The organism is Sphingobacterium sp. HMA12 (assembly GCF_002933815.1).
Lineage (GTDB): Bacteria > Bacteroidota > Bacteroidia > Sphingobacteriales > Sphingobacteriaceae > Sphingobacterium.
The window spans coordinates 36,662-61,179 of record NZ_BEYR01000006.1 but is presented as its reverse complement, the minus strand read 5'-3'; the positions used below and the strand labels follow the sequence as shown (position 1 = coordinate 61,179).

The 24,518-nt window shown below is 39.0% G+C and carries 21 protein-coding genes; 10 read left to right on the top strand and 11 right to left on the bottom strand.

The window, feature by feature from the left end; genetic code table 11:
• Nucleotides 1-52: 52 nt before the first annotated feature.
• The 3 genes from HMAT_RS22945 (at nt 53) to HMAT_RS22935 (ending at nt 2,988) form a co-directional block, all read left to right on the top strand.
• Nucleotides 53-616, top strand: a complete 564-nt coding sequence (locus HMAT_RS22945) for a lipocalin family protein (protein ID WP_104385398.1) — start codon at nt 53-55, stop codon at nt 614-616.
• A gap of 194 nt (nt 617-810) precedes the next feature.
• The gene (gene gmd, locus HMAT_RS22940) at nt 811-1,962 is read left to right on the top strand and encodes a GDP-mannose 4,6-dehydratase (RefSeq protein WP_104385188.1); all 1,152 of its coding nucleotides are present in this window, start codon (nt 811-813) and stop codon (nt 1,960-1,962) included.
• A gap of 99 nt (nt 1,963-2,061) precedes the next feature.
• The gene (locus HMAT_RS22935; RefSeq protein WP_104385187.1) at nt 2,062-2,988 is read left to right on the top strand and encodes a hypothetical protein; all 927 of its coding nucleotides are present in this window, start codon (nt 2,062-2,064) and stop codon (nt 2,986-2,988) included.
• A gap of 402 nt (nt 2,989-3,390) precedes the next feature.
• Here the strand turns inward: HMAT_RS22935 and HMAT_RS22930 are convergent, their stop codons facing one another.
• The 5 genes from HMAT_RS22930 to HMAT_RS22910 all read right to left on the bottom strand — a co-directional run bounded on the left by HMAT_RS22930 (nt 3,391) and on the right by HMAT_RS22910 (nt 11,544).
• On the bottom strand, nt 3,391-7,137 hold the full coding sequence (locus HMAT_RS22930; RefSeq protein ID WP_104385186.1) for a HAMP domain-containing sensor histidine kinase: 3,747 nt from the start codon (nt 7,135-7,137) through the stop codon (nt 3,391-3,393).
• 88 nt (nt 7,138-7,225) lie between these two features.
• Entirely contained in the window at nt 7,226-7,999 is a 774-nt protein-coding gene (locus tag HMAT_RS22925) for a succinate dehydrogenase/fumarate reductase iron-sulfur subunit (protein WP_199768744.1), read from the bottom strand.
• A 14-nt stretch (nt 8,000-8,013) separates the two neighbouring features.
• Complete coding sequence (locus HMAT_RS22920; RefSeq protein WP_104385185.1) at nt 8,014-9,948, bottom strand: fumarate reductase/succinate dehydrogenase flavoprotein subunit; 1,935 nt, start codon at nt 9,946-9,948, stop codon at nt 8,014-8,016.
• A gap of 57 nt (nt 9,949-10,005) precedes the next feature.
• Complete coding sequence (locus HMAT_RS22915; RefSeq protein WP_104385184.1) at nt 10,006-10,776, bottom strand: succinate dehydrogenase cytochrome b subunit; 771 nt, start codon at nt 10,774-10,776, stop codon at nt 10,006-10,008.
• A 171-nt stretch (nt 10,777-10,947) separates the two neighbouring features.
• On the bottom strand, nt 10,948-11,544 hold the full coding sequence (locus HMAT_RS22910) for a porin family protein (RefSeq protein WP_104385183.1): 597 nt from the start codon (nt 11,542-11,544) through the stop codon (nt 10,948-10,950).
• 88 nt (nt 11,545-11,632) lie between these two features.
• Here HMAT_RS22910 and HMAT_RS22905 point away from each other — a divergent pair, with 88 nt between their 5' ends.
• From HMAT_RS22905 to pruA, 6 genes are all read left to right on the top strand, one after another.
• Nucleotides 11,633-11,842, top strand: a complete 210-nt coding sequence (locus HMAT_RS22905) for a hypothetical protein (protein WP_104385182.1) — start codon at nt 11,633-11,635, stop codon at nt 11,840-11,842.
• Nucleotides 11,839-12,180: a tRNA-binding protein gene (locus HMAT_RS22900; protein ID WP_104385181.1), complete on the top strand. Its 342-nt coding sequence runs from the start codon at nt 11,839-11,841 to the stop codon at nt 12,178-12,180. Before HMAT_RS22905 ends, HMAT_RS22900 begins: the two co-directional genes overlap by 4 nt.
• Nucleotides 12,181-12,189: 9 nt before the next feature.
• Entirely contained in the window at nt 12,190-12,657 is a 468-nt protein-coding gene (locus tag HMAT_RS22895) for a nucleoside deaminase (RefSeq protein WP_104385180.1), read from the top strand.
• A 101-nt stretch (nt 12,658-12,758) separates the two neighbouring features.
• Nucleotides 12,759-13,367: a superoxide dismutase gene (locus HMAT_RS22890; RefSeq protein WP_104385179.1), complete on the top strand. Its 609-nt coding sequence runs from the start codon at nt 12,759-12,761 to the stop codon at nt 13,365-13,367.
• Between the two features lie 185 nt (nt 13,368-13,552).
• Nucleotides 13,553-14,206, top strand: a complete 654-nt coding sequence (gene msrA / locus HMAT_RS22885) for a peptide-methionine (S)-S-oxide reductase MsrA (protein WP_104385178.1) — start codon at nt 13,553-13,555, stop codon at nt 14,204-14,206.
• 90 nt (nt 14,207-14,296) lie between these two features.
• A complete protein-coding gene (pruA, locus tag HMAT_RS22880) occupies nt 14,297-15,934 on the top strand; it encodes an L-glutamate gamma-semialdehyde dehydrogenase (protein ID WP_104385177.1) in 1,638 nt (545 codons plus the stop codon).
• A gap of 106 nt (nt 15,935-16,040) precedes the next feature.
• Here the strand turns inward: pruA and HMAT_RS22875 are convergent, their stop codons facing one another.
• The 6 genes from HMAT_RS22875 to HMAT_RS22850 form a co-directional block, all read right to left on the bottom strand.
• Nucleotides 16,041-17,222 (bottom strand): metallophosphoesterase, encoded by a 1,182-nt coding sequence (locus tag HMAT_RS22875; protein WP_104385176.1) that lies wholly within the window; start codon nt 17,220-17,222, stop codon nt 16,041-16,043.
• A 6-nt stretch (nt 17,223-17,228) separates the two neighbouring features.
• A complete protein-coding gene (locus HMAT_RS22870) occupies nt 17,229-17,996 on the bottom strand; it encodes an endonuclease/exonuclease/phosphatase family protein (protein ID WP_104385175.1) in 768 nt (255 codons plus the stop codon).
• A 201-nt stretch (nt 17,997-18,197) separates the two neighbouring features.
• Nucleotides 18,198-19,223, bottom strand: coding sequence for a recombinase RecA (gene recA / locus HMAT_RS22865; RefSeq protein WP_104385174.1), 1,026 nt, complete (start codon nt 19,221-19,223; stop codon nt 18,198-18,200).
• Nucleotides 19,224-19,290: 67 nt separating this feature from the next.
• On the bottom strand, nt 19,291-19,968 hold the full coding sequence (nth, locus tag HMAT_RS22860) for an endonuclease III (RefSeq protein WP_104385173.1): 678 nt from the start codon (nt 19,966-19,968) through the stop codon (nt 19,291-19,293).
• 220 nt (nt 19,969-20,188) lie between these two features.
• The gene (locus tag HMAT_RS22855) at nt 20,189-20,380 is read right to left on the bottom strand and encodes a hypothetical protein (RefSeq protein ID WP_146191123.1); all 192 of its coding nucleotides are present in this window, start codon (nt 20,378-20,380) and stop codon (nt 20,189-20,191) included.
• A gap of 82 nt (nt 20,381-20,462) precedes the next feature.
• Entirely contained in the window at nt 20,463-22,088 is a 1,626-nt protein-coding gene (locus tag HMAT_RS22850; RefSeq protein ID WP_104385171.1) for a S8 family peptidase, read from the bottom strand.
• Between the two features lie 299 nt (nt 22,089-22,387).
• Between HMAT_RS22850 and HMAT_RS22845 the strand changes: the two genes are divergently transcribed.
• The gene (locus tag HMAT_RS22845) at nt 22,388-24,478 is read left to right on the top strand and encodes a S9 family peptidase (RefSeq protein WP_104385170.1); all 2,091 of its coding nucleotides are present in this window, start codon (nt 22,388-22,390) and stop codon (nt 24,476-24,478) included.
• Nucleotides 24,479-24,518: the final 40 nt, after the last annotated feature.

Below are 24,518 nucleotides of genomic sequence, written 5' to 3'. Positions count from 1 at the left end.
TTTGTGGATTAATTTACTCCAAAAATACAATTTGAAATTAAAATTTAGACATATGAATCGATTCGTTTTATCATTAGCAACTATTTTTGCTACGGTGTCCTTATTCTCTTGTGGTGCACAAAAGCAAGGTACATCATCTGGAAATCCTGGTAATGGTTCTTCCAATACAAGTGCGGCTTCGGGACCTAGTGCCTCAGATTGGAAATCTGCTGTGAAAGGAACTTGGACACTGAATTCAATCGATAGAGAAAATTTACCTTCTACGTTTACCATTAAAAGCGTCTTTGAAGAAGCTCCAGCGGAGTGTTTTGTTGGTAGTTCATGGAATTTTATTGGAAATGGAAAGGGATCAATCACGTTCAACGCGCAAGGGACTTTATGTGCTCCGGGTGCGTCACGCGAGATCTTTTGGTCTATCTATAATCCTGGAAAAGGTTTAGGTGAGCCACAATTCCAATTTAAAAAGATCTATGCAGGGGACAAAGCCAAAAACGTAACTACAGGTTACCGCTTGGATCTGTCTTATTCTGATGGCAATAAATTAGTCATGAAAATGCCGTTGACAGTTGCCAATGGTGAAGCATATTTGGTGTTTAATTTTTCCCGCGCAAACTAACATAAACGAGAAAAATAGAATAACGAAAAGCTATAGGAAATCCTATGGCTTTTTTTGTTGAAAATTTAATACTTTTACACTCCGAAACCATCATGATTTATTCATATTGGGAGCGGAGTTGAACAGATTTATCGGATGAAAAATAGCATGATTCCCAGCGACAAAGTTAGGAATTGCTCAATATAGATAGAAATATGGCTGAACAAAACACGAAAACTGCATTGATAACAGGTATTACAGGTCAAGATGGTGCCTATTTAGCAGAATTCCTATTGAAAAAAGGTTATAGGGTACATGGCCTTAAACGCCGGAGTTCCCTTTTCAATACAGATCGTATTGATCACCTTTATCAAGATCCCCATCTTGACAATAGAAATTTTACATTGCATTTTGGTGATTTGACTGATTCGACCAATTTGATCCGCGTTATTCAGGAGACACAACCGGATGAGATTTATAATCTAGCGGCACAATCCCACGTTAAAGTAAGTTTTGATACCCCCGAATATACTGCCAATGCCGACGGTATTGGTACACTTCGTATATTGGAAGCAGTCAGATTACTGGGAATGATTGAGAAGACACGTATTTATCAGGCCTCAACTTCTGAGCTATATGGTCTGGTGCAAGCGGTACCGCAAAGTGAAACCACTCCTTTTTATCCACGAAGCCCTTATGCTGTAGCAAAAATGTATGGCTACTGGATTACTGTTAATTACCGCGAAGCTTATAACATGTATGCATGTAACGGTATTTTGTTCAATCATGAAAGTCCTGTTCGGGGCGAGACATTTGTAACGCGTAAAATAACCCGCGCTGTTGCAAAAATTGCGTTAGGATTGCAGGACAAGCTCTATCTGGGAAATCTTTCGGCTCAACGGGATTGGGGACATGCGAAAGATTATGTTGAAGCGATGTGGTTGATTCTCCAGCAGGAACAACCTGAAGATTTTGTTATTGCGACCGGAGTTACCACAACGGTCAGAGATTTCGTCCGTTTAGCTTTTGCCGAACTTGGGATTGAAATTGAATTCAGCGGGAAAGGGGAGCAAGAAAAAGGGGTGATTATTGATGTTGATGAGGAGCGTTTGGCTGAATTGAATATTGATAAATCGCAGATTAAGTTTGGGCAAACAGTCGTTAAAGTAGACCCGGCTTATTACCGGCCAACAGAAGTTGATTTACTTATTGGAGATCCTACCAAAGCGAATACCAAACTAGGCTGGAAACCTAAATATAACCTCCAGATGCTCGTAACAGATATGGTACAATCAGATCTGCATCTGATGCGAAAGGAGGAATATTTGAAACAAGGTGGTTTTCAGACACTGAACTATTTTGAATAATTCATAATTGATAAGGGAAAAATAAAACTGGAATAATTTTTGTTTAAACATTTATTGGTATGAATCAATGAATTCATACGATGAATATGACAGTGTATTATGATGAATTCAGAGGTTGTTTCGAATAAGAAGGAAGACGAAAAGAAGAGAGATTCTTCTAAAGTATATTTCTTCATCATTGCGATAGCAGCGTTACTAGCAACGAATATATATTTTTATGTTAAGTTTAAGACGAACGGAGAGAAAGTCTATGCCTTAACCGTAGAAAAAGAAAACCTTCAGGTACAGATCGATCGGATAGAAGCCGAGTTGGATAAGATTGACGTTGAAAATGTTCAATTGACTCCTGAGATGACGGTGCAAAAGGATGATTCACGAACAGAAATTGCTGAGCTACGAAAAAAGCTTGAGAATAAGAGCATTACTCCTAAAGATATTGACGACGCACAACGTAAAATCAATCTGTTAAAGAAGCAAGTTGACAACTATCGTGTTGATGTTCAACGATTGATTCAGGAAAATCAAATTTTATCAAAGCAGAATTCAAATTTGAATGAATCTGTTGTCGAGAAAAATAAACAAATCACTTCTTTGACAACGACTAATTCTGAATTGAAAGAAAAAGTGACAACAGCATCTGCTTTAAAGGTTTCAAGTATCAGCATTAATGGACTTGAGGTCAAAAAAAATGGTAAGGAGTCTGTTGAAGAACGGGCAAAGCGTGTGGATAAGCTGAAAATCAATTTTACTGTTGCCGATAACGCGCTGGCAAAGAATGGCGAGCGTGACATCTATGTAAGAATCATCGATCCGCAAGGTAATCTAGTTGTTCAGGGAGATAATATTTTCTTTGTTCATGGTGAAAAATTGCAATATACCTTTAAGCATAATATTTTGTTTACGAATAAAGGGGAGGATTATATTGTGTATTGGGCTGCTGAGAATGGTTTTACCAAAGGAGCATATACGGTATTACTTTACGAAGATAATGCCATCATGGGCAGATCCACGGTGGTATTGCGTTAATAAAGCAGTATTATAATAAAAAAGATAGAACGGGCGTCCCATAGGGATGCCCGTTCTATCTTTTGCAGGCTGTTTAATTTATCCCTTTTGGTTTTAAGATCTTTTTGCCATTTACTTTTACGGCACAAATGAAATTCTTTAAGATTAGACTTACATGAAGATATTATTTAGCCTAAAAGGGGCAAGGAAGTTGCGAAATGGTATTATGTGATGATCCTGTTTGCCTATGCCCTAAGATGGAGAACAATTGCACATCAGCCAATTCAATATCTACTTTACTAAGCTTCCGCATACAAAAGCCATTGAAATTGGTATAGCTTTCTATATGTTCACAGACAGCTTTCTTTTGTTTAAAAAATAAGGAGCTCTTGATGAGATAAGTTCATTCCCACACCATTTTAATTAAGATTCTATTTGCTGTAGGGGAAGTAGGATATGAAAAGTGGTTCCCTCTCCCTCCGTGGTTTCAAAATAGATCTGTCCGTTACTAGCTTCTATGGTTTTCTTCACAAGTACTAAACCTAAACCATTTCCCGAACTTTTTGTCGTGAAGTTGATCTGGAATATTTGATCTTTCATTCCTTCGGGTATTCCATAACCATTGTCCTTGACATCTATCTTTACAAACTTGTCCGAGTATCGTTCGATGGATATTTCTATCTTCATGTTTTTTCGTCCATATCCGCCCTCAATGGCATTCTTTATCAAATTATTGAATGTCCGTAGGAGCTCGTTGCCATCGGCTTTAACAATCAGTGTTTTCTGATCGGCATTATTTATTAATCGGATATTAACATTTGGTGTATTATTATAGAGTGATATGGATTTCGCAATTTTTTCAACGATATTGATATTCTCCATCACGGTTGTTGGGAATTTCGCAAAGTGGGAAAACTCTGAAGCAATCTGTGTCAAGGCATCGATCTGCTCAATAAATGAGGTTGAGAACTTATTGAAACGATCCGGAAACTTCGGATCATCGTCTTTATACGATCGTCGAAGTTGTTGTATGCCTAATTTCATTGGCGTCAGCGGATTTTTAATTTCATGGGCAATCTGCTGCGCCATCTCACGCCAGGTTGATTCACGTTCGGTATCCTTGATCTTATTGGCATAGTCCTCCAGTTTTATGATCATAAGGTTATACTCTTTGATCAATGTACCTATTTCATCGTTTCGTTGCCAGAATAAAGGTTCGTTGGGTTGTCCTAATCGAAGCTGGGAGATCTTTCTACTGATAATGCTGAGCGGATTGGTCACACTGTTGGCTACAAAAGTGGCATAGAAACCGAAGCCAATGATAATGAGCGAATAAATATTGACGATCGTATTAAGTAGTAAATTTTTATTGGTATTCTCTTCCTTTTGAAGGGAGAAATTCGGAATGCCTATATAGGCGACAGTACTGTAGTCTTTATCCCTTATTGTGGCATAACTTGTTTCAAATTGAAAGGTTCCGATTCGCTCATCTTCAATTGTCTCTGATTTTTTAAGTAACGAGAGGTTTTTGAGCGCTGCCGGATTGATGAATGTGGAGAAGAGTTCCAAGTCATAAATTCGACGTTGAGAACTGTACAATAAACGGCCTGATTTTGAGTACAGGTTGAAATCCTTGGATATGGTCTCAGATAAAGTCTTTAGAATACTAATGAGCTGATTTTCATTGGACACTTCGTCCGTATTGGGCAACATATTTTCCATCCGTTTGCCCAGTTCGATAATGAAACGCTCTTTACTGTTTCTATTGTTGTTGTAGAGCTGTTTATTGATACTGATATACGAGATCACGGCCGATATCAGAATGGCCAAGATAACCGAGGAAATAATCGAGGTCTGGATGCGCGTAGAATACTGTATTTTATTGATGATTTTATAGAATTGATATTTCAAGTTGCGGAACGTCAATTTTGTATTCTTCAGAAAGATATAAAAGGAAGTTGCATAATGAAAAAACATGAAAATCATGAAAAACACCAAAAACAGGAAGGAGGATGTCGCGACATAATCCCAAAAGGATGGTTTCTGTTTGCTAATGACATAAGTTGAAAAGGTATTGGCAACATAGGCCATGTGAAGATAGGCATCCCGATCCAGTACCTCAATATATTCTCCCGGTGTCCCTTTTAAACCGCGAAGGTTATTTTCATAGGTGTACTTGCCAAATTGTGTGACAAGTGAACCTCCTTTATACAAGGCGATAGAATATTCTCCTTTATTATAATATTGCGAATTATTTATCCGCATATCTGTGAGTATCTCAGGATAAGGCACCGTATAACTGAAATCCTTATTGGATAGATTAATGATCACGTTAACAATCCTATTCTTATCGATTGTTACAGGAATAATTGAAAAGTATTCGTGGGTTCCAAGTTCAGCACTGGCCCGGTAGAAATTTTGAGTAACCTTAATCGATTTATTGATTACTTTCTCTCGATATTCATTAATCTTATTTTGACTGTTCGGATTTAATGGAATATTATTTTGATCATAGTAATATGTCTTAAATTCATATTTTGAAAGATACCCGCTAAAGTATTTTTTCTTGATAAAATCATTGATTCCCTCCGTATTTGTATTGGGTAAGCTGATGTTGAACAAATGTTTTAATTCTTTATCATTGGCGATTCCGCTCTCGATATCTGAAAATAATGAAACGGCATTGACGTCATCTTCTGATTGCAGATTACTCAATAATATCTTCATATCGATAAGATCCCGCTCCTGATAGAAGCGTGCATGCGTAATTGTACTTATGATCGCCCAAAGGATCAGAACGGCAATATAATTGGTCAGCACGTGCCTGTCAAAATATTTTTCGCCGAAAGATTTGATTAGGATAATCAGGGCTAAAAGCAGATTGACCAAGCTATTCTTCTCAATGTAAATGGAGATAATGAGAATAACGAAAATAACACTGGCCAATTGGATATTTAACAACTGGGTAGGTTTTAGTTCTAACTTTTTAAGAAAGAACAATACCAGGTCTATGTAAATACTTAATGCTAGTATCCCCATTCCGACAATACCGAGGTCTACCCAACTCAGGAAATGCAGGTCAACAAGTTTGGTGAAATCAAAATAGATATTATTTGAATGGGTGATCAATGTTCCTGCAATATCATATAAAAGTGCAAAGGCGAGATAAATACTCAGTATAAAGCCAATGGCGATAGGTAGTTTGAAGAGCCGGATGTTTTTGATTTTATCAAAATTGAGTTCTTTCCGAATGGAATAGATAAATAGCATCCACCATAGGATCAATATTGTAGTGGATAATACCGACCAAATATTGGGGAAGAACCTATTATAGGCATAGTTTCGGGAGTCAAATATAGCAAAGGTAGCATTTTCGGAGAGCAGATTCCATTTCAGGTCTGCAAATTTGACCAGGACAAATATGCCAGCCAATAGCACTATTGCCCACCAGGCCCTTTTAGTCTTTGCCAAGTGCAGGCTAAGGCTGTTAAAGAAAATCAATAGCGCAATCCATGCCAGTAACCAGCAAAAGAACTGTAAGATGGTATAGATATTTTCATGCTCGCCATCTTTAAGCTTCACTGAAAATAGATAGGAGCCCTCATTGCTGTAGATATTTTTGATGGCTACAGTATCCGTATAAGAAGCAATGTCGATGTTTCGCGTATCAAAAAAGTTTCTGCGCAGCGAAGAGTTTAAATAGGGGTTGTTGTTGTTGGTATAAGGCTTAACAAGGATATAGGCAAGTATGCTTATATTTCCGATTGTTTTTTTACGAACGACGTAGGACCGATTGTCATCCTGTACGAAATTGGATTTTTCTAAGAAGCCCTGATCGGTGATGGGAACAAATAAATTTGTGCTCCACATCTTGGGTTGATGATCCTTAAAGAGGAAAAGATAAACCTGTTGATCATTTTTATACCTTTCGAAAGCTTGATAGACCGCTATGGGATATTGATCGTAATTCTTAAATGTTTTGAGTAATAAGGAATCCTTAAAAATACGGTCTACCTTTTTTTCCTGTTCGGAGACATAATCATTGAGTGATTTGGTATCAATGTCGAGTATTTCCTTATTTGTAACAGATTCTTTGATGGTGATAGCTGTTCCTATAAAGCATAGTGTTAAGATCAGTAGAAGTAAACGAATTTTTATACCAGAATTCACGTTAGTCAATTTACATTATTGTAAATATAAAAAAAAGTCCTTGCTTTCTTAGGACAAGGACTTTTATATTATTTTATTCTAAAAATGCTTATGCGTGTGGTTCTTCCTGTTTGAAAATTTTAGCAGTCAAGTACTCACGATTTAAACGAGCTATATTCGTTAATTTAATACCTACTGGACATTCGGCTTCACAAGCACCAGTGTTGGTACAGTTACCGAATCCTTCAGCATCCATTTGATCAACCATTGCTTGCGCACGTTCGTAACGCTCAGTTTGACCCTGAGGCAATAATGCAAATTGGGATACTTTAGCCGATACGAATAACATTGCAGAGGCATTTTTACAAGCTGCAACACAAGCACCACAACCGATACAAGTAGCAGATTCAAAAGCTTCGTCTGCAATACGTTTCGGAATAGGAATTACGTTGGCGTCAGGAACACCACCTGTGTTGATGTTCACATATCCACCTGCTTGTTGAATGCGATCAAAAGCAGTACGGTCAACAGCAAGATCTTTCAATACTGGAAACGCAGCAGCTCTCCAAGGTTCGATTACGATCGTTTGTCCGTCATGGAAGCTACGCATGTGCAATTGACATGTTGTCGTACCTTCTTTAGGACCATGAGGGCGACCATTGATTACTAATGAACACATCCCGCAGATACCTTCACGACAGTCGTGGTCGAAATATACAGGGTCTTCACCTTTACGGGTCAATTCCTCATTCACAATATCAAGCATCTCTAAGAAAGACATATCATCAGCGATGTCGTTTGCCTGATAAGTTACAAATTGACCTTTATCTTTATCATTTTTTTGACGCCAAACTTTCAGCGTTAAATTCATATGTTGTGCCATGATAATTTTCCTTCTTATTTATAACTTCTTTGTGTTAACTGAACGTTCTCGAATACCAAGTCTTCCTTATGTAATTCCTCAGGTACATTGTCTCCTTTGTACTCCCATGCAGATACATAAGCAAATTCTTCGTCATTACGTTTTGCTTCACCTTCTTCAGTTTGGCTCTCTAGACGGAAGTGACCACCACAAGACTCAGCGCGTTGCAATGCATCAACAACCATTAATTCACCTAATTCCAAGAAGTCAGCTACACGGCCAGCTTTCTCTAAAGAAAGATTTAGCTCTTCGTTCTCTCCAAGAACTCTAACGTTAGTCCAGAATTCTTTTTTCAACTCTTGGATCAAACCTTGTGCTTTCTGTAATCCTTCAGCAGTACGTGCCATACCACAGTATTCCCACATAATGAGACCTAATTTTTTGTGGATATCATCAACAGTTTGAGTACCGTTTAGGGATAGCAATTTGTTGATTTTCTCTTCAACTTCTTTACGAGTAGATTCGAATGCAGGATGATTGTGATCTACTGGTGCGAAAGAACCTAGTTTAGCTAAGTAATCACCCACAGTGTAAGGGATCACGAAATAACCATCAGCAAGACCTTGCATCAATGCCGAAGCACCTAAGCGGTTTGCACCGTGGTCAGAGAAGTTACACTCACCTAGAGCATACAAACCTGGGATTGTAGTCATCAAGTTGTAGTCGACCCATACACCACCCATTGTATAGTGAACAGCAGGGTATATACGCATTGGTTGTTTGTAAGGGTTCTCGTCAGTGATTTGGTAGTACATGTCAAATAAGTTACCGTATTTAGCACGTACAGCATCTTCGCCTAGACGGCCGATAGCTTCTTTGAAATCCAAGAATACGGCAAAACCAGTTTTACCAACACCACGACCATCATCAACAGCTTCTTTTGCATTACGTGATGCTACGTCACGGGGTACTAAGTTACCGAATGAAGGGTATTTACGTTCCAAGAAGTAATCTCTGTCATCTTCCTTGATGTCGTTAGCTTTGATTTCACCTTTACGTAATCTTTCAGCCATTTCTTGCGTCTTAGGAACCCATACACGACCATCGTTACGTAATGACTCTGACATCAACGTCAATTTAGACTGGTGATCTCCAGTTACAGGAATACAAGTTGGGTGAATCTGTGTATAACAAGGGTTAGCGAAGTAAGCACCACGTTTGTGTGCTCTCCAAGCTGCTGTAACGTTACATCCCATTGCATTTGTAGACAAGAAGAATACGTTACCGTAACCACCAGTACACATCAATACAGCATGTGCTGCATGTGTTTCAACTTTACCTGATACCAAGTCACGAGTTACGATACCTTTGGCATGACCATCGATCATGACCAGATCCAACATCTCGTGACGGGTATATGATTTTACTTTTCCTTTTTTGATTTGACGGTTCAATGCTGAATACGCACCTAACAACAATTGTTGTCCAGTTTGACCACGCGCATAGAACGTACGGCTTACCTGAGCACCACCGAAGGAACGGTTATCTAATAAACCTCCATATTCACGTGCAAAAGGAACACCTTGCGCAACACATTGGTCGATGATGTTTACAGATACTTCGGCCAAACGGTAAACGTTTGCTTCACGTGAACGGTAGTCACCACCTTTGATTGTATCGTAAAATAAACGGAACACAGAGTCACCATCATTTTGGTAGCTCTTTGCCGCATTAATACCACCTTGTGCCGCAATTGAGTGCGCACGACGAGGTGAATCTTGGTAACAGAAGGTAATTACATTGTATCCTAACTCAGCTAACGATGCTGCTGCAGATGCACCAGCAAGACCTGTACCAACAACGATAACGGTAAATTTACGTTTGTTAGCAGGGTTAACCAACTTAAGATTAAATTTATGATTTGACCACTTTTGGGCTAATGGGCCCGCTGGTACTTTTGAATCTAACATATCTCTTAATTTTATATTGAACGATAAGGCCTAAACCCCATCTTAAAAGATTCTGAATTATTTAAAGAAGAAAAACAATGGCATTATTGCAAAGCCAATTGGAATTAATACCCCAAATACCCAAACTCCGATTGCTCTGATAATTCCAATATATCTTCTGTGGTTAAAACCCAAAGTTTGGAATGCAGATTGGAAACCATGAATTAAGTGGAATGCCAAAGCCGCCATGGCAATAACGTACAAAGCAACTAAAGCCATATTTTTGAAGGCAAAGTCAACTTGTTTGTACAAATCTCTGGCTTTTAAGATTTGAACGTTGTTTTCTACCGTTTCTTGGTAGTCGTGGAATTCAGAAGCTTGAAGTTCTCTAGCTGTTGTTTGTCCCGTTGCCAAATCAGTACGGTATTCGATGTAAGGTACTTCGTCATTGTGAAACTTCCACCAAAAATTAGACATGTGTGTCGCTAAGAATACTAAAATGACAGTACCTAAGATACCCATGTTGCGTGAATTCCATTTACTGTTTGCTTGACCATCATATTTGGCATAACCAATAGGACGGGCGGCTTTGTTTTTCATCGACAATGTAATGGCGTAGATGACGTGAACGATGACCGAAGCGTACAATAAGTAAGAAACAACTTTGATTGGTGTAAAGTGAGTCATGAAATAAGCGTATTTGTTGAACGCTAGACCCGCATCATCTTTAAATAATTGCAAGTTACCAACCAAGTGAACAACTAGGAATAAACATAGGAAGATTCCTGTTAAGCTCATGATTAGCTTCTTCCCAATCGAAGAACTGAAAACTGGCTTTGATTTACTCATTATCCTTGTAATTTAATTTTAATTAGGCAAATCTACTATTTGCTATTAAATATGATACCATTTTGACAAGAAAAAGGAATAATTTAGAACGGTTCTAAAGTTTGTTAAAATAAAAAGTCCGTTTTGGATAAAAACGGACTTTTTGATGTCATATGAACAGTGGTTTATAAACTATAGAATACTGAATAATCTATAGCCCAAACCGATGCTCCACATATTGATTTTAGGATTTGCCTGACTTTCGTTGTTTACTTTGTTCAATCCCATCTCGTAACGTACATCTACACGTAAGCTTGAAATATCTGCACCGACGCCAAATGCCCAAGCTGTGCCGCTCTTCTTGTAGTTATTTGGATCTAAGTTGGCAATTACCTTATCTTGTTTATCATCTACTTTAAAAGAAAAGATTGGACCGGTCTGGATTCGCGCACCAATTGGGCCTAAACCAAAACGTTTACCTAATAGCACAGGAATGTCAACAGTTGTAAATTTAACGTCGGTTGATTCTCCTTCAGAATTAGTTACTTTTGTGTTTTTTCCTGTTAAATAGACCTCAGGCTGAACGTGAAACCCTAAAACGCCAACACGACCATAAAGACCGGCCTGATACCCCGCTTTATTGTCGGAATTGAAATATTTGCCATCGCTTTTAAACTTTGAGAAGTTTAAGGCACCTTTTAAACCGACCTCAAATCCAGGCAAAAGCTGGGCTTGTGCCGTTGCTACGCTACCACAAATCAAGAGTAATGCTGGTAAAATCTTTTTCATAATCTTTTATTTATGTATATATTGTATCTTTAAATAAACTTTCACAAGTTTGGTAAAGATATACAAATTTTATACCTAAATCATAGTTATGCTGAAAATTAACGAAGAACAATGGCAGGTTGCCAAAGAAAAACTCCGTCGCAAGTACAATCATTTGAGCGACGAAGATTTAGCTTTTCAAGCAGGTGAAGAGGATAAATTGATCCATAAACTCTCGTCGCGTTTAAGACGCAAACCCTCTTATATAATATTTACAATAGGAAAGGAAATTCAGGACATTAATAGCAATAGATTATGAGTGACAGCATCAGCTGGACAGATTTTGAAAAAGTAGATTTACGGGTCGGAACCATTTTGGAGGTAAAGGATTTTCCAAAAGCAAAAAAGCCAGCTTATCAGCTGACACTAGATTTTGGAACCGAAATTGGCATATTACAGAGCAGTGCCCAGATTACAGTACATTATAGGAAAGAAGAGTTGATCGGTAAACAAGTTGTCGCAGTGGTAAACTTCCCAAAGAAACAGATTGCCAATTTTTTCTCTGAATGTTTGGTGACGGGATTTGCAGATGAGCATGGGGATATTATTTTGACTTCTGTGGATAGAAAATTACCAAATGGATCGAAACTTAGCTAAGTTTGTGGCATGACATTTATAGATTTTGAAGGAACACAGTTAATGGATAGTGATGAATCATTTATGCGGATGGCATTAAATGAAGCGAAAAAGGCTTTTGAAGAAGGTGAGGTTCCTATTGGTGCAGTTATCGTACATAAAGGCCGTATTATCGGTAAAGGTCATAATCTTACCCAACGCTTGAATGATGTCACCGCTCATGCCGAAATGCAGGCCTTTACAGCAGCAGCAAACTATATTGGCGGAAAATATCTGGACGATTGCACATTGTACGTGACTATTGAACCCTGCATCATGTGCGCTGGAGCAGCTTACTGGACACATATCAGTAAAATTGTTTATGGAGCCAAGGATGAAAAGCGTGGTTATTCTCATTTTCACGATAAGATCTTACACCCGAAGACTGTCGTTACCCAAGGTGTTTTGCAGGAGGAATGTGCCGATTTGGTAAAATCATTTTTTCGTCAAAAACGCTAACGAAATATTGAATTTATTGTAACACATAAAAACATAACAGGCTATATTGTGTTATATTTGTATACATAAACGAAGTAATAAACATTTAAATTAAAATAGATATGGCATTTGAATTAGAAGCGTTACCATACGCAGCCGACGCATTAGAACCACATATTGACAAGACTACAATGGAAATCCACCATGACAGACATCATCAGGCATACGTGGACAATTTAAATAAAGCTATCGCAGGAACAGATGCAGAAAACTTATCTTTATTAGATATTATAAAGAATGTGAGCAAATATTCAGCAGCGGTACGTAATAATGGTGGTGGTCACTACAACCACTCTTTGTTTTGGAAAGTTTTAGGTCCAAATGCCGGCGGAGCTCCTACAGGTGAATTGGCAGAAGCGATCAATGCTACTTTCGGTTCATTTGACGAGTTGAAAAAACAACTTCAAGCTGCTGGTGCTACACGTTTTGGATCAGGTTGGGCTTGGTTGATCGTTGGTGCTGATGGCAAATTGGCAGTGACTTCGACTCCAAATCAAGATAATCCTTTGATGGACGTAGCAGAAGTAAAAGGAACACCAGTTTTAGGTATTGACGTTTGGGAACATGCGTATTACTTGAAATTCCAAAATAAGCGTCCGGCTTACTTGGAGGAAATCTTTAATGTGATCAATTGGGATGCCGTAGCACAAAATTATGCTGCAGCAAAATAATTGATCATTTAGATAGTACAAAAGGAAGCGACAATAATAATTTATTGTCGCTTCTTTGTTTTAAGGGATACAGTGCTAGGAGGGCATATGTTTTTGTAATTTGCCGTCAGGTGTATTATTATAGACTTTTAGGCGAATTATTGGCGACTGGGCTCTTTATCAATCCACAAAGTAATTATAGGACAATGAAATATGTTAGCGTAATTGTTGCAGCGATTTTTTTGTTGAGTTCTTGCCATGCACAGGATCCCAAGGCTGCAAAATCAGATTTTTCTAAGCTTCCGTTGAGAGGTACGGGAAGCCTTGATACGGCTACATTTGCTGCGGGCTGCTTCTGGTGTACCGAAGCGCAGTTTAAGGAGTTGAAAGGCGTACAAAAAGTTGTTTCTGGCTATACCGGCGGATGGGTCGCCAATCCCAGCTATGCTCAGGTCTGTACCGGTAATACGGGACATGCCGAAGCAACCAATATTATTTATGATCCGAAAGTGATCAGTTACGATAAATTAGTGGAAGCCTTTTTTGTAGCGCATGATCCTACACAGCTCAACCGTCAGGGAAATGATGTGGGAACACAATATCGTTCGGCTATATTTGTCCATAGTAAGGAGCAACTGGATAAAGTACAGTTTTATATTATGGAGCTGACTAAAGAGAAAGTTTACCAACAACCCATTGTAACGGAAGTCGTTCCCGCAAGTATATTTTACCCCGCAGAAGACTATCATCAAGATTATTATAGGTTAAATGGGAAGGAACCTTATTGTCAATTAGTCATTAAACCGAAATTGGAAAAATTTAAACGTATCTTTTCCAAGGTGCTCAAAGAAGGAGAGTAACTTTGGGTATTCATAAAATTTAAGGTAATTTTACTCCTATTGGCGCCATTTAGTATGGTGCTAAAAAGTTGAATAATAAATAATTGTAATATGTCTAAAGGATTTTTTACAGTTCCTGTTCCTGCAAATGAACCGGTGTATACTTACGCTGTCGGAACGAAAGAACGTAAGTTGTTGAAAGCAGCAATTGATGAGGCACGTTCGAAACAAATTGATATCCCAATGTATATTGGCGGTAAAGAAGTGACTACTTCAAAAAAAGTAACTATAGCTCCTCCACATGACCACCAACATATCTTAGGTCAATACAATCAAGGTGAGAAATCTCATGTAACAGATGCAATCAATGCTGCTCTGGCGGCTAAAAAAGATTGGGAAAATCTAGCATGGGAAGATCGTGCGGCAGTATTCTTAAAAGCAGCTGAATTGATTTCAGGGAAATACCGTTATGAGTTAAATGCGGCAACAATGTTGGGGCAATCGAAGAACCCATATCAAGCGGAAATTGACTCTGCCTGTGAGATCATAGATTTCTTGCGTTTCAATGTGCAATACATGAGTGAAATCTATAAACAACAACCTCCTGTATCTGGCAAAGGTGTATGGAACCGTGTGGAACAACGCCCGCTTGAAGGATTTGTGTTTGCACTGACACCATTCAATTTTACAGCTATTGCGGGTAACTTGCCATCATGTGTTGCCATGATGGGAAATGTTGTTGTATGGAAACCATCTAATACGCAGATCTACTCGGCAAACGTACTGATGAAAATCTTCCGTGAAGCTGGACTTCCGGATGGTGTCATCAATTTGGTGTATGTTTCGGGACCAGATGCCGGTGATGTGATTTTCCAACATCCTGATTTCGCTGGTATCCACTTTACTGGTTCAACGGGTGTATTTCAGGATATCTGGAAAACAATCGGTGACAATATTCACCGTTACAAAACTTATCCACGTATTGTCGGTGAGACAGGTGGTAAAGACTTTATCGTTGTGCACCCTTCAGCAGATCTAAAAGCTGCAAATACAGCTTTGGTTCGTGGTGCATTTGAATATCAAGGTCAGAAATGTTCAGCAGCATCACGTGCATATATTCCTAAATCATTGTGGCCAGCATTAAAAGAGTCAATGACTAACGACGTGAAGTCATTTACAATTGGTGGAACAGAAGATTTTACAAATTTTATCAATGCCGTTATCGATGAGAAGTCATTTGATAAATTAGCAAAATACATCGATCGTGCGAAAGAGTCCAATGAAGCAGAGATCGTCGTTGGTGGTACTTATGATAAGTCTAAAGGCTACTTCATTCATCCAACAATCATTGCGGCTGCTAAGCCAGACTACGAAACAATGGTTGAAGAATTGTTCGGTCCGGTATTGTCCGTATATGTTTATGAGGACGCTAAGTTCGAAGAAACATTAGATATCGTTGATAAAACCTCTATCTATGCATTGACCGGTTCTATTATCGCACAAGACCGCTATGCCATTAATTTAGCTACAGATAAATTAAGACATGCTGCGGGTAACTTCTATGTGAATGATAAATGTACTGGTGCTGTGGTAGGGCAACAGCCATTTGGCGGTGCGAGGGGTTCAGGTACAAACGACAAAGCTGGATCTATGATCAATTTGTTACGTTGGGTCTCTCCCCGTACAATCAAAGAAACATTCAATCCGGATACGGATTATAGATATCCTTTCTTAGAAAAAGGTGAATAAAAATACCTAAAGGTTTGTCCGCTACGAATGGGTAAGGTTTTGTATAAGCTGATGCCGATAGGAAACGGGTATATCCAAAGAAGGCAGTCCATTACTGGACTGCCTTTTATTTTTTAAACTGTCCTAATTCAGTTCCATCGTCACGGGTCATACGGATAGCCAGTGATTTTGTGGATCCCGAAATATCAATAATTGTCCTTTTGCCTGCTTTTGGACCACCACCGATAAATACAGGGTAATTATGATCTTTATCTGCGGGGTAGTACCCATATTGGTGCGTATGTCCTGAGACCATCACGTCTATTTTATATTTCTGAAATAAAGGATGGAAGCATTCCCGATTATGCAACGTGCCATGCCAATCGTCTGAATGGAATATAGGAATATGGCTGATAACCACGGTATGTTGTGCAGATTTTCTTTCCTTGGACTGTAAGACAGTTTCGAGCCACTTAGCCTGTTCTTTTCTGTAATTGTCATAATCTACGGTACCGGCATATACTTCGTGGTTGTCAGGTTTATCTTCACCGCTGTCCAGCATGATCCAGAAAATAGGACCTCTTTTGAAAGCTTGATAGTATTTATTATTGGGATAACCAAAGTATCGTTTGAAATTGCGGGCAAAAGAACCTCTCGTTTCATGGTTACCACGATTCATAATAAAAGGTTTCTCCGTAGCGAAGAATTCGATGGGTTTCAGTAATTTTTCTGTAATATCCTCCTGATTGCTCACATAGTGAAAGGAATCTCCATTCAGGACAAAGAAATCAAAGATTGAGGTATCTTGATTTGGTAGAAGATCACGATAGCTACTTTTTTCTTCATGAACATCGTTATAGACCAGGCAACGGATTTGCTCTTGATCGTTTTTTGCCAGTTTGGCCTCAAAGATTGGTGTTTGGATTTCTTGGGCATATTCAATCTTATACGGATCAAATTTTTGGATTTCCTTTGCCCGGACACGATAGCGGAAAGATCGGGGTGCTTCATCGATCGTGAAGTGAAAGAAATCTGTATTTGCATTAATCATACCATCTTCGGATTGGTGGACCGTTTGCTGTACATTCCCGGTACTGTCAAGGATTTCAAGCCAGGCCAATGCGGGTTTATTCAGAATCGTAAAAATGCTTATGCCGTTTGCCGTCTGATTCTGTAAATAAGCAGGCACTATAAAACTAAAATCTCCTTGCGGATTTTCTGCTGCTTTTTCTTTAGCGACGCTAATATTGGGTAATGTAACTCCCGCCAGTGCTAGCGCTTCTAAAAACCTTCTTCTATTAAAATTCATAAGGAGTTATTTAATGTCGATTTCAACATACAATGGTCGATGGTCACTCGCATATTTTTCTTCAAGAACGCGGTGGTTGACAAATTTGGGATGTGATGCCGTGTTGACCATAATATAGTCTATTTCGGTACTTGGATTATCTTGTGGAAAAGTAAAACCATTTTGGCTCGTTGTTTTTGTGAATAACGTGCCAAGTTCTTTAATCGCAGGATCAGTGGGTTCGGAGTTTAAATCACCGACCAGGATAATAGGTCGTTTTTCATTTTTAAAACGAGATGTAATGAACTTTGCCTGTGCGATTTTGTTTTTGTCTTTTAGATCCAGGTGGGTGTTTGCAAATAGGATCTTCTTTTTGTTTATACTCACTTCAACAACGGATAAGCTTCGTTGTTCACTTTCGACTGGAGAAGGAAGAAAATGTTTTTCCACATGTTCTATCGGCTGTTTCGACAATATCGCAGTACCATATTCACCTTTTTCGAGATTTATTCCTTTTGAGAAAATGTAATGCATTCCCGTTAGTTCAGCCAATTTTTTCGCTTGATCCTCATTGTAGGACCGTGCTAGGTTAACGTCAATTTCTTGCAACCCAACCAGATCAGCATTGCTATGTTTAATAATTTGGGCGATGGTATCGAGATTGATAACAGATTCCTTTTCTGAGGGTGGATTCCCATGATGAATATTGAAGGAAAGCACGCGGATTTTTTGTGCGCTGAGATGAAATATTGATCCGAAGAGGATCAATATAAATACAATGAGCTTATGGTTCATTTTTCAAAATTAAGTTTGGAATAAAGTCAGCGATTTATGTTCGCTACGCTAAAAATAATAAAATCTTACACTACAAACTCAAAAGTTTGGGCATGTAACAAAATAATCATTTAAACTTAATCATGGCTATGTGCAGGAGAGGATAAAAAAATAGCCATCCCTAAAGGATGGCCACCTACATTATACTAATTTTTACAGCAACTAGTCTTCATTTTCCTCTACATGAAGCATAGGATCTTCTCCTGTTACTTCCGTACGGATTTTTGCCTCAAGTTCATCCATTAGATCTGGATTGTCAAACAATAGGGCTTTTACGGCATCTCTACCTTGTCCTAATTTGGTTTCACCGTAGCTAAACCAGGACCCCGCTTTTTTGATGATACCATATTCAACACCTAAGTCTATGATTTCACCGACTTTTGAGATACCTTCCCCAAAGATGATATCAAATTCAGCAATACGGAATGGAGGCGCCACTTTATTTTTAACAATTTTAACTTTAACACGGTTACCGGATACCTCGTCAGAATCTTTAATCTGCGATGTACGACGGATATCCAAACGTACAGAAGCGTAGAACTTCAATGCATTACCACCTGTTGTTGTTTCAGGGTTACCGAACATCACACCAATTTTTTCACGCAATTGGTTGATGAAAATACAGCAACAGTTGGTTTTGGAAATTGTTCCCGTCAACTTACGTAAGGCTTGAGACATTAAACGGGCTTGAAGACCCATTTTTGAATCACCCATTTCACCTTCAATCTCACCTTTAGGTACTAATGCCGCTACAGAGTCAATAACAATAACGTCAATGGCACCCGAACGAATTAAATTGTCTGCAATTTCTAACCCTTGCTCACCATTATCAGGTTGAGAAATTAATAAGTTCTCAACATCAACACCTAGCTTTTGCGCGTAATATTTATCAAAGGCGTGTTCAGCATCAATAATTGCCGCAATACCACCTTTTTTCTGTGCTTCGGCAACAATGTGCGTTGCCAATGTTGTTTTACCTGAAGATTCAGGTCCATATATTTCAATGATACGTCCTTTTGGAACACCGCCAATTCCTAAAGCGATATCCAAACCTAAGGATCCCGTAGAAATCGCCTCGATAGGCTCAACAGCTGTATCTCCTAATTTCATAATCGAACCTTTTCCAAAGTTCTTTTCCAATTTATCTAACGTCAGCTGTAACGCTTTTAATTTATCTGTGTTGCTCATATTTTTAGTATATATTTATCAAAATTAAAAATAAAAAAGAATAAACCAAATATTTTCACTAAAAAAATTAGTTTTCGTTTTCTGTAGCGCTCGGAGCGCTCTTGATGTGATGTGTTTTCTCAAAGTATTTACACATATAGGTAATCGGGCATTTTTCGCAAAGTGGTTTTCTGGCCAGACAAATATATCGTCCATGCAAGATTAACCAATGGTGCGCAACGGCAATGGTCTCTTTGGGGAGATTTTTGACTAATTGTTTCTCTACGGCCAAGGGGGTTGTTGCACGATAGGTGAGGCCGAGCCGATTCGCCACACGGAACACATGCGTATCCACGGCCATTGCGGGGTTATGATATACGACAGAGGAAATGACATTAGCCGTTTTTCTACCGACCCCCGGAAGCTTGACTAAATCTTCGATCTGTTCGGGAACAACATTGTCAAATTTTTCAATGAGCATTTGTGCCATCCCGACCAGATGCTTGGCTTTGTTATTTGGATAGCTTACCGAGCGGATATAACTAAATACCTCATCCACACTGGAGGCAGCTAAAGTATGAGCATCGGGATAACGTTCAAATAGCTTAGGCGTGATCTGATTAATTCTCTTGTCTGTACATTGGGCCGATAGAATGACTGCAACAAGTAATTCATACGGATTACTATAGTTGAGTTCTGTCTGCGCATCGGGATTATTTTTGGAAAAATATTCCACAAAAGCTTTGTATCGTTCTTGTTTTAACATCACTCCAAAACTAGCCAAAATTTCTATCAAAAAAGAAAACTTAACGCTTACACAGGGCTCATCGAGCAGATTAATATGGGACACAAATGGATTGCAATAATAGGGCGTGGGGGATGAATCTATCAGGTATTTTAGGAATATGGTAAGGTCACTTATCTGCTTAGATAATAGGAAGTAGAAAAGTTGATTTTATTTCAATAAATAAGGCCTAATCTCTGGATTAGGCCTTTCTTTTTTCCATTTGTTTGGAATATTCCATGATATTCGCAATACATTTTTTGCTTGGATTAAGCAACATTTTGGGTAATTGAAGTTTCAATTCATTTTCTATATCCTCGTCAGTCATTACCTTCTCGTTTTGGGTTAGCAAATTTTGAACTTCGTTTTCTGATTGGGTAAAGTTTTCTACCATAAGCATCTTGAGTTTTGTCCCTGTAAGTTAATTAATTAAACGGACAAAAGATGGTTTTGGTATACAAAAACGAGAATAATATTTATTTTTTCTTTTTACTACTAAATTCTTCAGCTTTAAGAATCGCATTATATGCATTAACGATTCCTCCAGTAACAGAAATATCTGCTAATTTAACCATTTTTGTCGCATCTTCACCCACCTTGATCTGAACCATTCCCACCGGTTTTTCCACAGATTCCAAAATGACCTTTTTGGTTTCCACAGCGGAGAGATTCGGATAATAAGAGCGTATCATAGCTGCCAGTCCGGCGACTACCGGAGCAGCCATACTTGTTCCTTGTTCTTCTTTATACTGTGAATCTGGAATAGTGGAATTAATCCGTACGCCGGGAGCAAATACATCAACTGAATTTTTACCATAGTTGGAAAAATCGGCTAAAAGCGCGTTGTCCGGATATAAGCCCGTTGCACCCACGGTGATCCAGTTGTTTGCGATACCGGTAGTATCTCCCTTTGCATCGGTGTAGTATTTCATCGGAAAATTTGGTTCCACATCATTATCCTCACTGTCATTCCCTGCTGCATGTACCATTAATACGTCTTTGGACTCGGCATATTTAACGGCCTCATCCACGGTTTGCTTGTTGTGTGCATAGCTTTTTCCGAAACTCATATTGAGCACTTTTGCGCCGTTGTCTACTGCATAACGGATTGCATTTGCGACATCTTTGTCACGTTCATCACCGTCCGGAACCAAACGTACAGCTAAAATTTTGACGTTGTCTGCAACGCCATTGATGCCAATCTTGTTGTTGCGATTGGCGGCAATAATACCGGCTACATGGCTGCCATGAAGCGCATCAGGCCCCTTCACGTCCGCATTTCCGTAATAACGTTCGGAGGCATCTTCGTAATTATCGCCAACAATGGGACGGGAATCGTATTCCTTGTTCAAATGGTATTCAACCTGATTGTTGAAATATTTTGCACCCTCCGTGATATCATCAAAAAACTTGACAAAACCGTTGGTTTGAATCTCATCTTTCGCATAACCGAGTGCGATACGTTGATTATTCGATTTTGGGTTGAAGTTCTCCAGATCGGTCAAGGTGATTTCTGCCGGTTGTTTACCTATTTCACGGACCACAGCATCTAGATTACGTTTAAGGGCATCATAGGAAAACTGCCCCATTTTGGCTTCTTCTAGCTTGTTCTTGTACTTAACCACCATCTTTTGATAGGCCAAAAAAGCTTTCCTGTCGGCTTCATTCAGTTCAGTCGTAGGGGTGACACCCGCAAATTTTTTGTCTAAAATCCTTAATTGCCTCGTAAGTTCCAGGTTGTCAAATTGAACATCTTTCCCATCGGCATTGCCAATAAAGTTCCAACCGTACTTGTCATTGATATACCCATTACCATCATTATCTTTCCCATTGGACAGACTGTCTTTTGGATTGATCCAAACGACATCCTTCAGATCTTCGTGAAAGACATCCACCCCACCGTCCAAAACGCCAACAATGACAGGTGTTGATTTTTTTCCCTTTAATAAAGTTTTATAGGCTTTCTCCGTACTGATTCCCATCACACCATCCGTGTGATAATCCAAGTTATACCAATTTGGAGGAACAGATTCACTTTGAGCAAACGAGATTACCGGCAACACACCCAGGGCAATCAGATATAATGATTTCTTTAAATTCATAAAATTTTCTCCTAGCACAGTAGCAAAGATAGTATTATTGCCCCTCTTGAATTGTTAATTTTTATTAAAAGTGACTTTTCGTGCCCGTAACGGTACAGACTGGGAGGATGCGTATTGCGAAGTATGAAAAACCATAAAATAGTCTGAAACCGATCTGCCATGTTTAAATATCGTTTTGATATTTTTAAAGAAATGCGTTAAATTGAATTCCTTTGGGCGATCGTGCGATCGCGAGGAACATATAATAATAAGTGTTTTTTTTAATTAAAAAGACGAGATTTAGCGAATTAATAGCGTATATGCAAGATAACAAAAATATACATTGGCCCGAAGTTTCGGCCCCAATAGCTGCAACACATCCATACAAAAGACAGATTCATGGTGATACTGTCGTGGATAACTATTACTGGATGATTGACTATTTTAAAAAAGGACAACGATCCGCCGAAGTTATCGACTATCTGACTGCGGAGAATACGTATACTGCCGCAATGTTAAAAGGTACGGAATCTTTTCAGGAAGACTTATTCCGGGAAATGAAATCTCGCATCAAGGAAAAGGATGAGTCCGTACCTTACTTTAAGAACGGTTACTATTATTACAGCAGAACTGAGGAGGGGTATCAATATTTTAAGTTTTGCCGCAAGAAAGGTCGTTTGGATGCCGACGAAGAATTATTATTGGATATTGACAAGCTAGCGGAAGGATATGCCTATTATACTGCTAAGGGGTTTTCAATTAGTCCGGACAATCGTTTGCTAGCTTTTAGTGTGGATACGGTTTCCAGAAGGGAATATACAATATACATTAAGAATCTGGAGACAGGTGAGATTTACCCTGATCGAATTGCTAATACCGAAGGTACTGCAATCTGGGGGAATGATAACCAGACACTGTTTTATACAGCGAAGAACCCAGTGACACTACTGAGTGAAAAAATTATGCGACATACACTGGGAACAGATGTTTCCACTGATGTGTCTGTATATGAGGAAAGAGATAATACAAATTACATCGCAGTCGGTAAATCAAAAAATAGTAAATACATTATCATCAGTTCGGAAGGGACTTTGTCTTCCGAAATATGGTTGTTGGATGCCGATCTTCCCAATGATGATTTTAAGGTTTTTCAACCGCGTCGGAATGATGTGCTTTATACCATAGTTCCTTTGGAAGATCGTTTTTTGATATTGACCAATGATGACGCTATTAACTTCCGGGTGATGCAATGCCCGCTGGACAAAACGGGGCGCGAACATTGGACTACTTTCTTGGCACATCGTCCAGATGTGCTGGTGAGTGACATCGAAGAGTTTAAGTCATTTTTGGCAATAGCCGAACGAAAAGATGGATTGACCCAGTTGGCGATTTATAATTTGGGCAGTCAGGAACAGCATTATTTGGATTTTGGAGAGGTAGCCTATACGGTATATCCGGGGATAAATGTCGAATACAATACGGAAAATCTGCGTTATGGATATACCTCATTGGTGACGCCAAGTTCCGTTTACGAATATAACATGCGGGATCGGAGCAAAGTATTGCTAAAGCAACAGGAAGTTTTGGGTGGCTATGACCGCGCTGCTTATAAGACTGAACGTATTTATGCCCCGACGAGGGATGGTGTAAAAGTGCCTATTTCTCTCGTTTACAAGAAAGGAACCAAATTAGATGGCACAGCGCCGCTGCTGCAATATGCCTATGGTTCCTATGGCGCATCCATGGATCCTGGTTTTTCCAGCAATCGGTTGAGTTTATTGGATCGTGGATTTATTTATGCGCTAGCACATATCCGTGGTGGTGAAGAAATGGGACGCCAGTGGTATGAGGATGGGAAAATGATGCATAAAATGAATACTTTTAATGATTTTGTAGATTGTGGGCGGCACCTTATTGAAGCGGGATACAGCTCTCCAGACCATCTTTATGCACAAGGGGGGAGTGCAGGTGGATTATTAATGGGTGTTGTTGCGAATATTGCAGCAGCGCAATACCATGGTATCATAGCTCAAGTTCCTTTTGTGGATGTTGTGAATACCATGTTGGATGAGACAATACCATTAACGACGAATGAGTATGATGAATGGGGCAATCCCAATGAGTCGGATGCTTATTTTTATATGAAAAGTTATTCGCCCTATGAGAATGTTGAACCGAAAGAATATCCAAATATGCTAGTTACCACTGGACTACATGATAGTCAAGTTCAATATTTTGAGCCCGCCAAATGGGTGGCAAAATTACGGACTATCAAAGCCGGAAAGTCTGTTTTGCTCTTGAAGACAGATATGGATTACGGGCACGGCGGTGCTTCGGGAAGATTTGACTATTTGAAGGAGATTGCTTTAGAATATGCTTTTTTGTTTAAATTGGAAGGGATCGACCAGTAAATCGGAATAATACGACAACAATAAAAAAAGCGGTATTGCC

Bases quoted from the DNA above. Each gene is read 5' to 3' on its own strand.
- HMAT_RS22920 (WP_104385185.1), bottom strand. From the start codon at position 9,948: ATGTTAGATTCAAAAGTACCAGCGGGCCCATTAGCCCAAAAGTGGTCA.
- HMAT_RS22925 (WP_199768744.1), bottom strand. From the start codon at position 7,999: ATGGCACAACATATGAATTTAACGCTGAAAGTTTGGCGTCAAAAAAAT.
- msrA (WP_104385178.1), top strand. From the start codon at position 13,553: ATGAAATATGTTAGCGTAATTGTTGCAGCGATTTTTTTGTTGAGTTCT.
- pruA (WP_104385177.1), top strand. From the start codon at position 14,297: ATGTCTAAAGGATTTTTTACAGTTCCTGTTCCTGCAAATGAACCGGTG.
- HMAT_RS22905 (WP_104385182.1), top strand. From the start codon at position 11,633: ATGCTGAAAATTAACGAAGAACAATGGCAGGTTGCCAAAGAAAAACTC.
- gmd (WP_104385188.1), top strand. From the start codon at position 811: ATGGCTGAACAAAACACGAAAACTGCATTGATAACAGGTATTACAGGT.
- HMAT_RS22845 (WP_104385170.1), top strand. From the start codon at position 22,388: ATGCAAGATAACAAAAATATACATTGGCCCGAAGTTTCGGCCCCAATA.
- HMAT_RS22910 (WP_104385183.1), bottom strand. From the start codon at position 11,544: ATGAAAAAGATTTTACCAGCATTACTCTTGATTTGTGGTAGCGTAGCA.
- HMAT_RS22915 (WP_104385184.1), bottom strand. From the start codon at position 10,776: ATGAGTAAATCAAAGCCAGTTTTCAGTTCTTCGATTGGGAAGAAGCTA.
- HMAT_RS22870 (WP_104385175.1), bottom strand. From the start codon at position 17,996: ATGAACCATAAGCTCATTGTATTTATATTGATCCTCTTCGGATCAATA.
- HMAT_RS22855 (WP_146191123.1), bottom strand. From the start codon at position 20,380: ATGGTAGAAAACTTTACCCAATCAGAAAACGAAGTTCAAAATTTGCTA.
- HMAT_RS22900 (WP_104385181.1), top strand. From the start codon at position 11,839: ATGAGTGACAGCATCAGCTGGACAGATTTTGAAAAAGTAGATTTACGG.
- HMAT_RS22945 (WP_104385398.1), top strand. From the start codon at position 53: ATGAATCGATTCGTTTTATCATTAGCAACTATTTTTGCTACGGTGTCC.
- nth (WP_104385173.1), bottom strand. From the start codon at position 19,968: ATGTTAAAACAAGAACGATACAAAGCTTTTGTGGAATATTTTTCCAAA.
- HMAT_RS22850 (WP_104385171.1), bottom strand. From the start codon at position 22,088: ATGAATTTAAAGAAATCATTATATCTGATTGCCCTGGGTGTGTTGCCG.
- HMAT_RS22895 (WP_104385180.1), top strand. From the start codon at position 12,190: ATGACATTTATAGATTTTGAAGGAACACAGTTAATGGATAGTGATGAA.
- HMAT_RS22890 (WP_104385179.1), top strand. From the start codon at position 12,759: ATGGCATTTGAATTAGAAGCGTTACCATACGCAGCCGACGCATTAGAA.
- recA (WP_104385174.1), bottom strand. From the start codon at position 19,223: ATGAGCAACACAGATAAATTAAAAGCGTTACAGCTGACGTTAGATAAA.
- HMAT_RS22935 (WP_104385187.1), top strand. From the start codon at position 2,062: ATGATGAATTCAGAGGTTGTTTCGAATAAGAAGGAAGACGAAAAGAAG.
- HMAT_RS22875 (WP_104385176.1), bottom strand. From the start codon at position 17,222: ATGAATTTTAATAGAAGAAGGTTTTTAGAAGCGCTAGCACTGGCGGGA.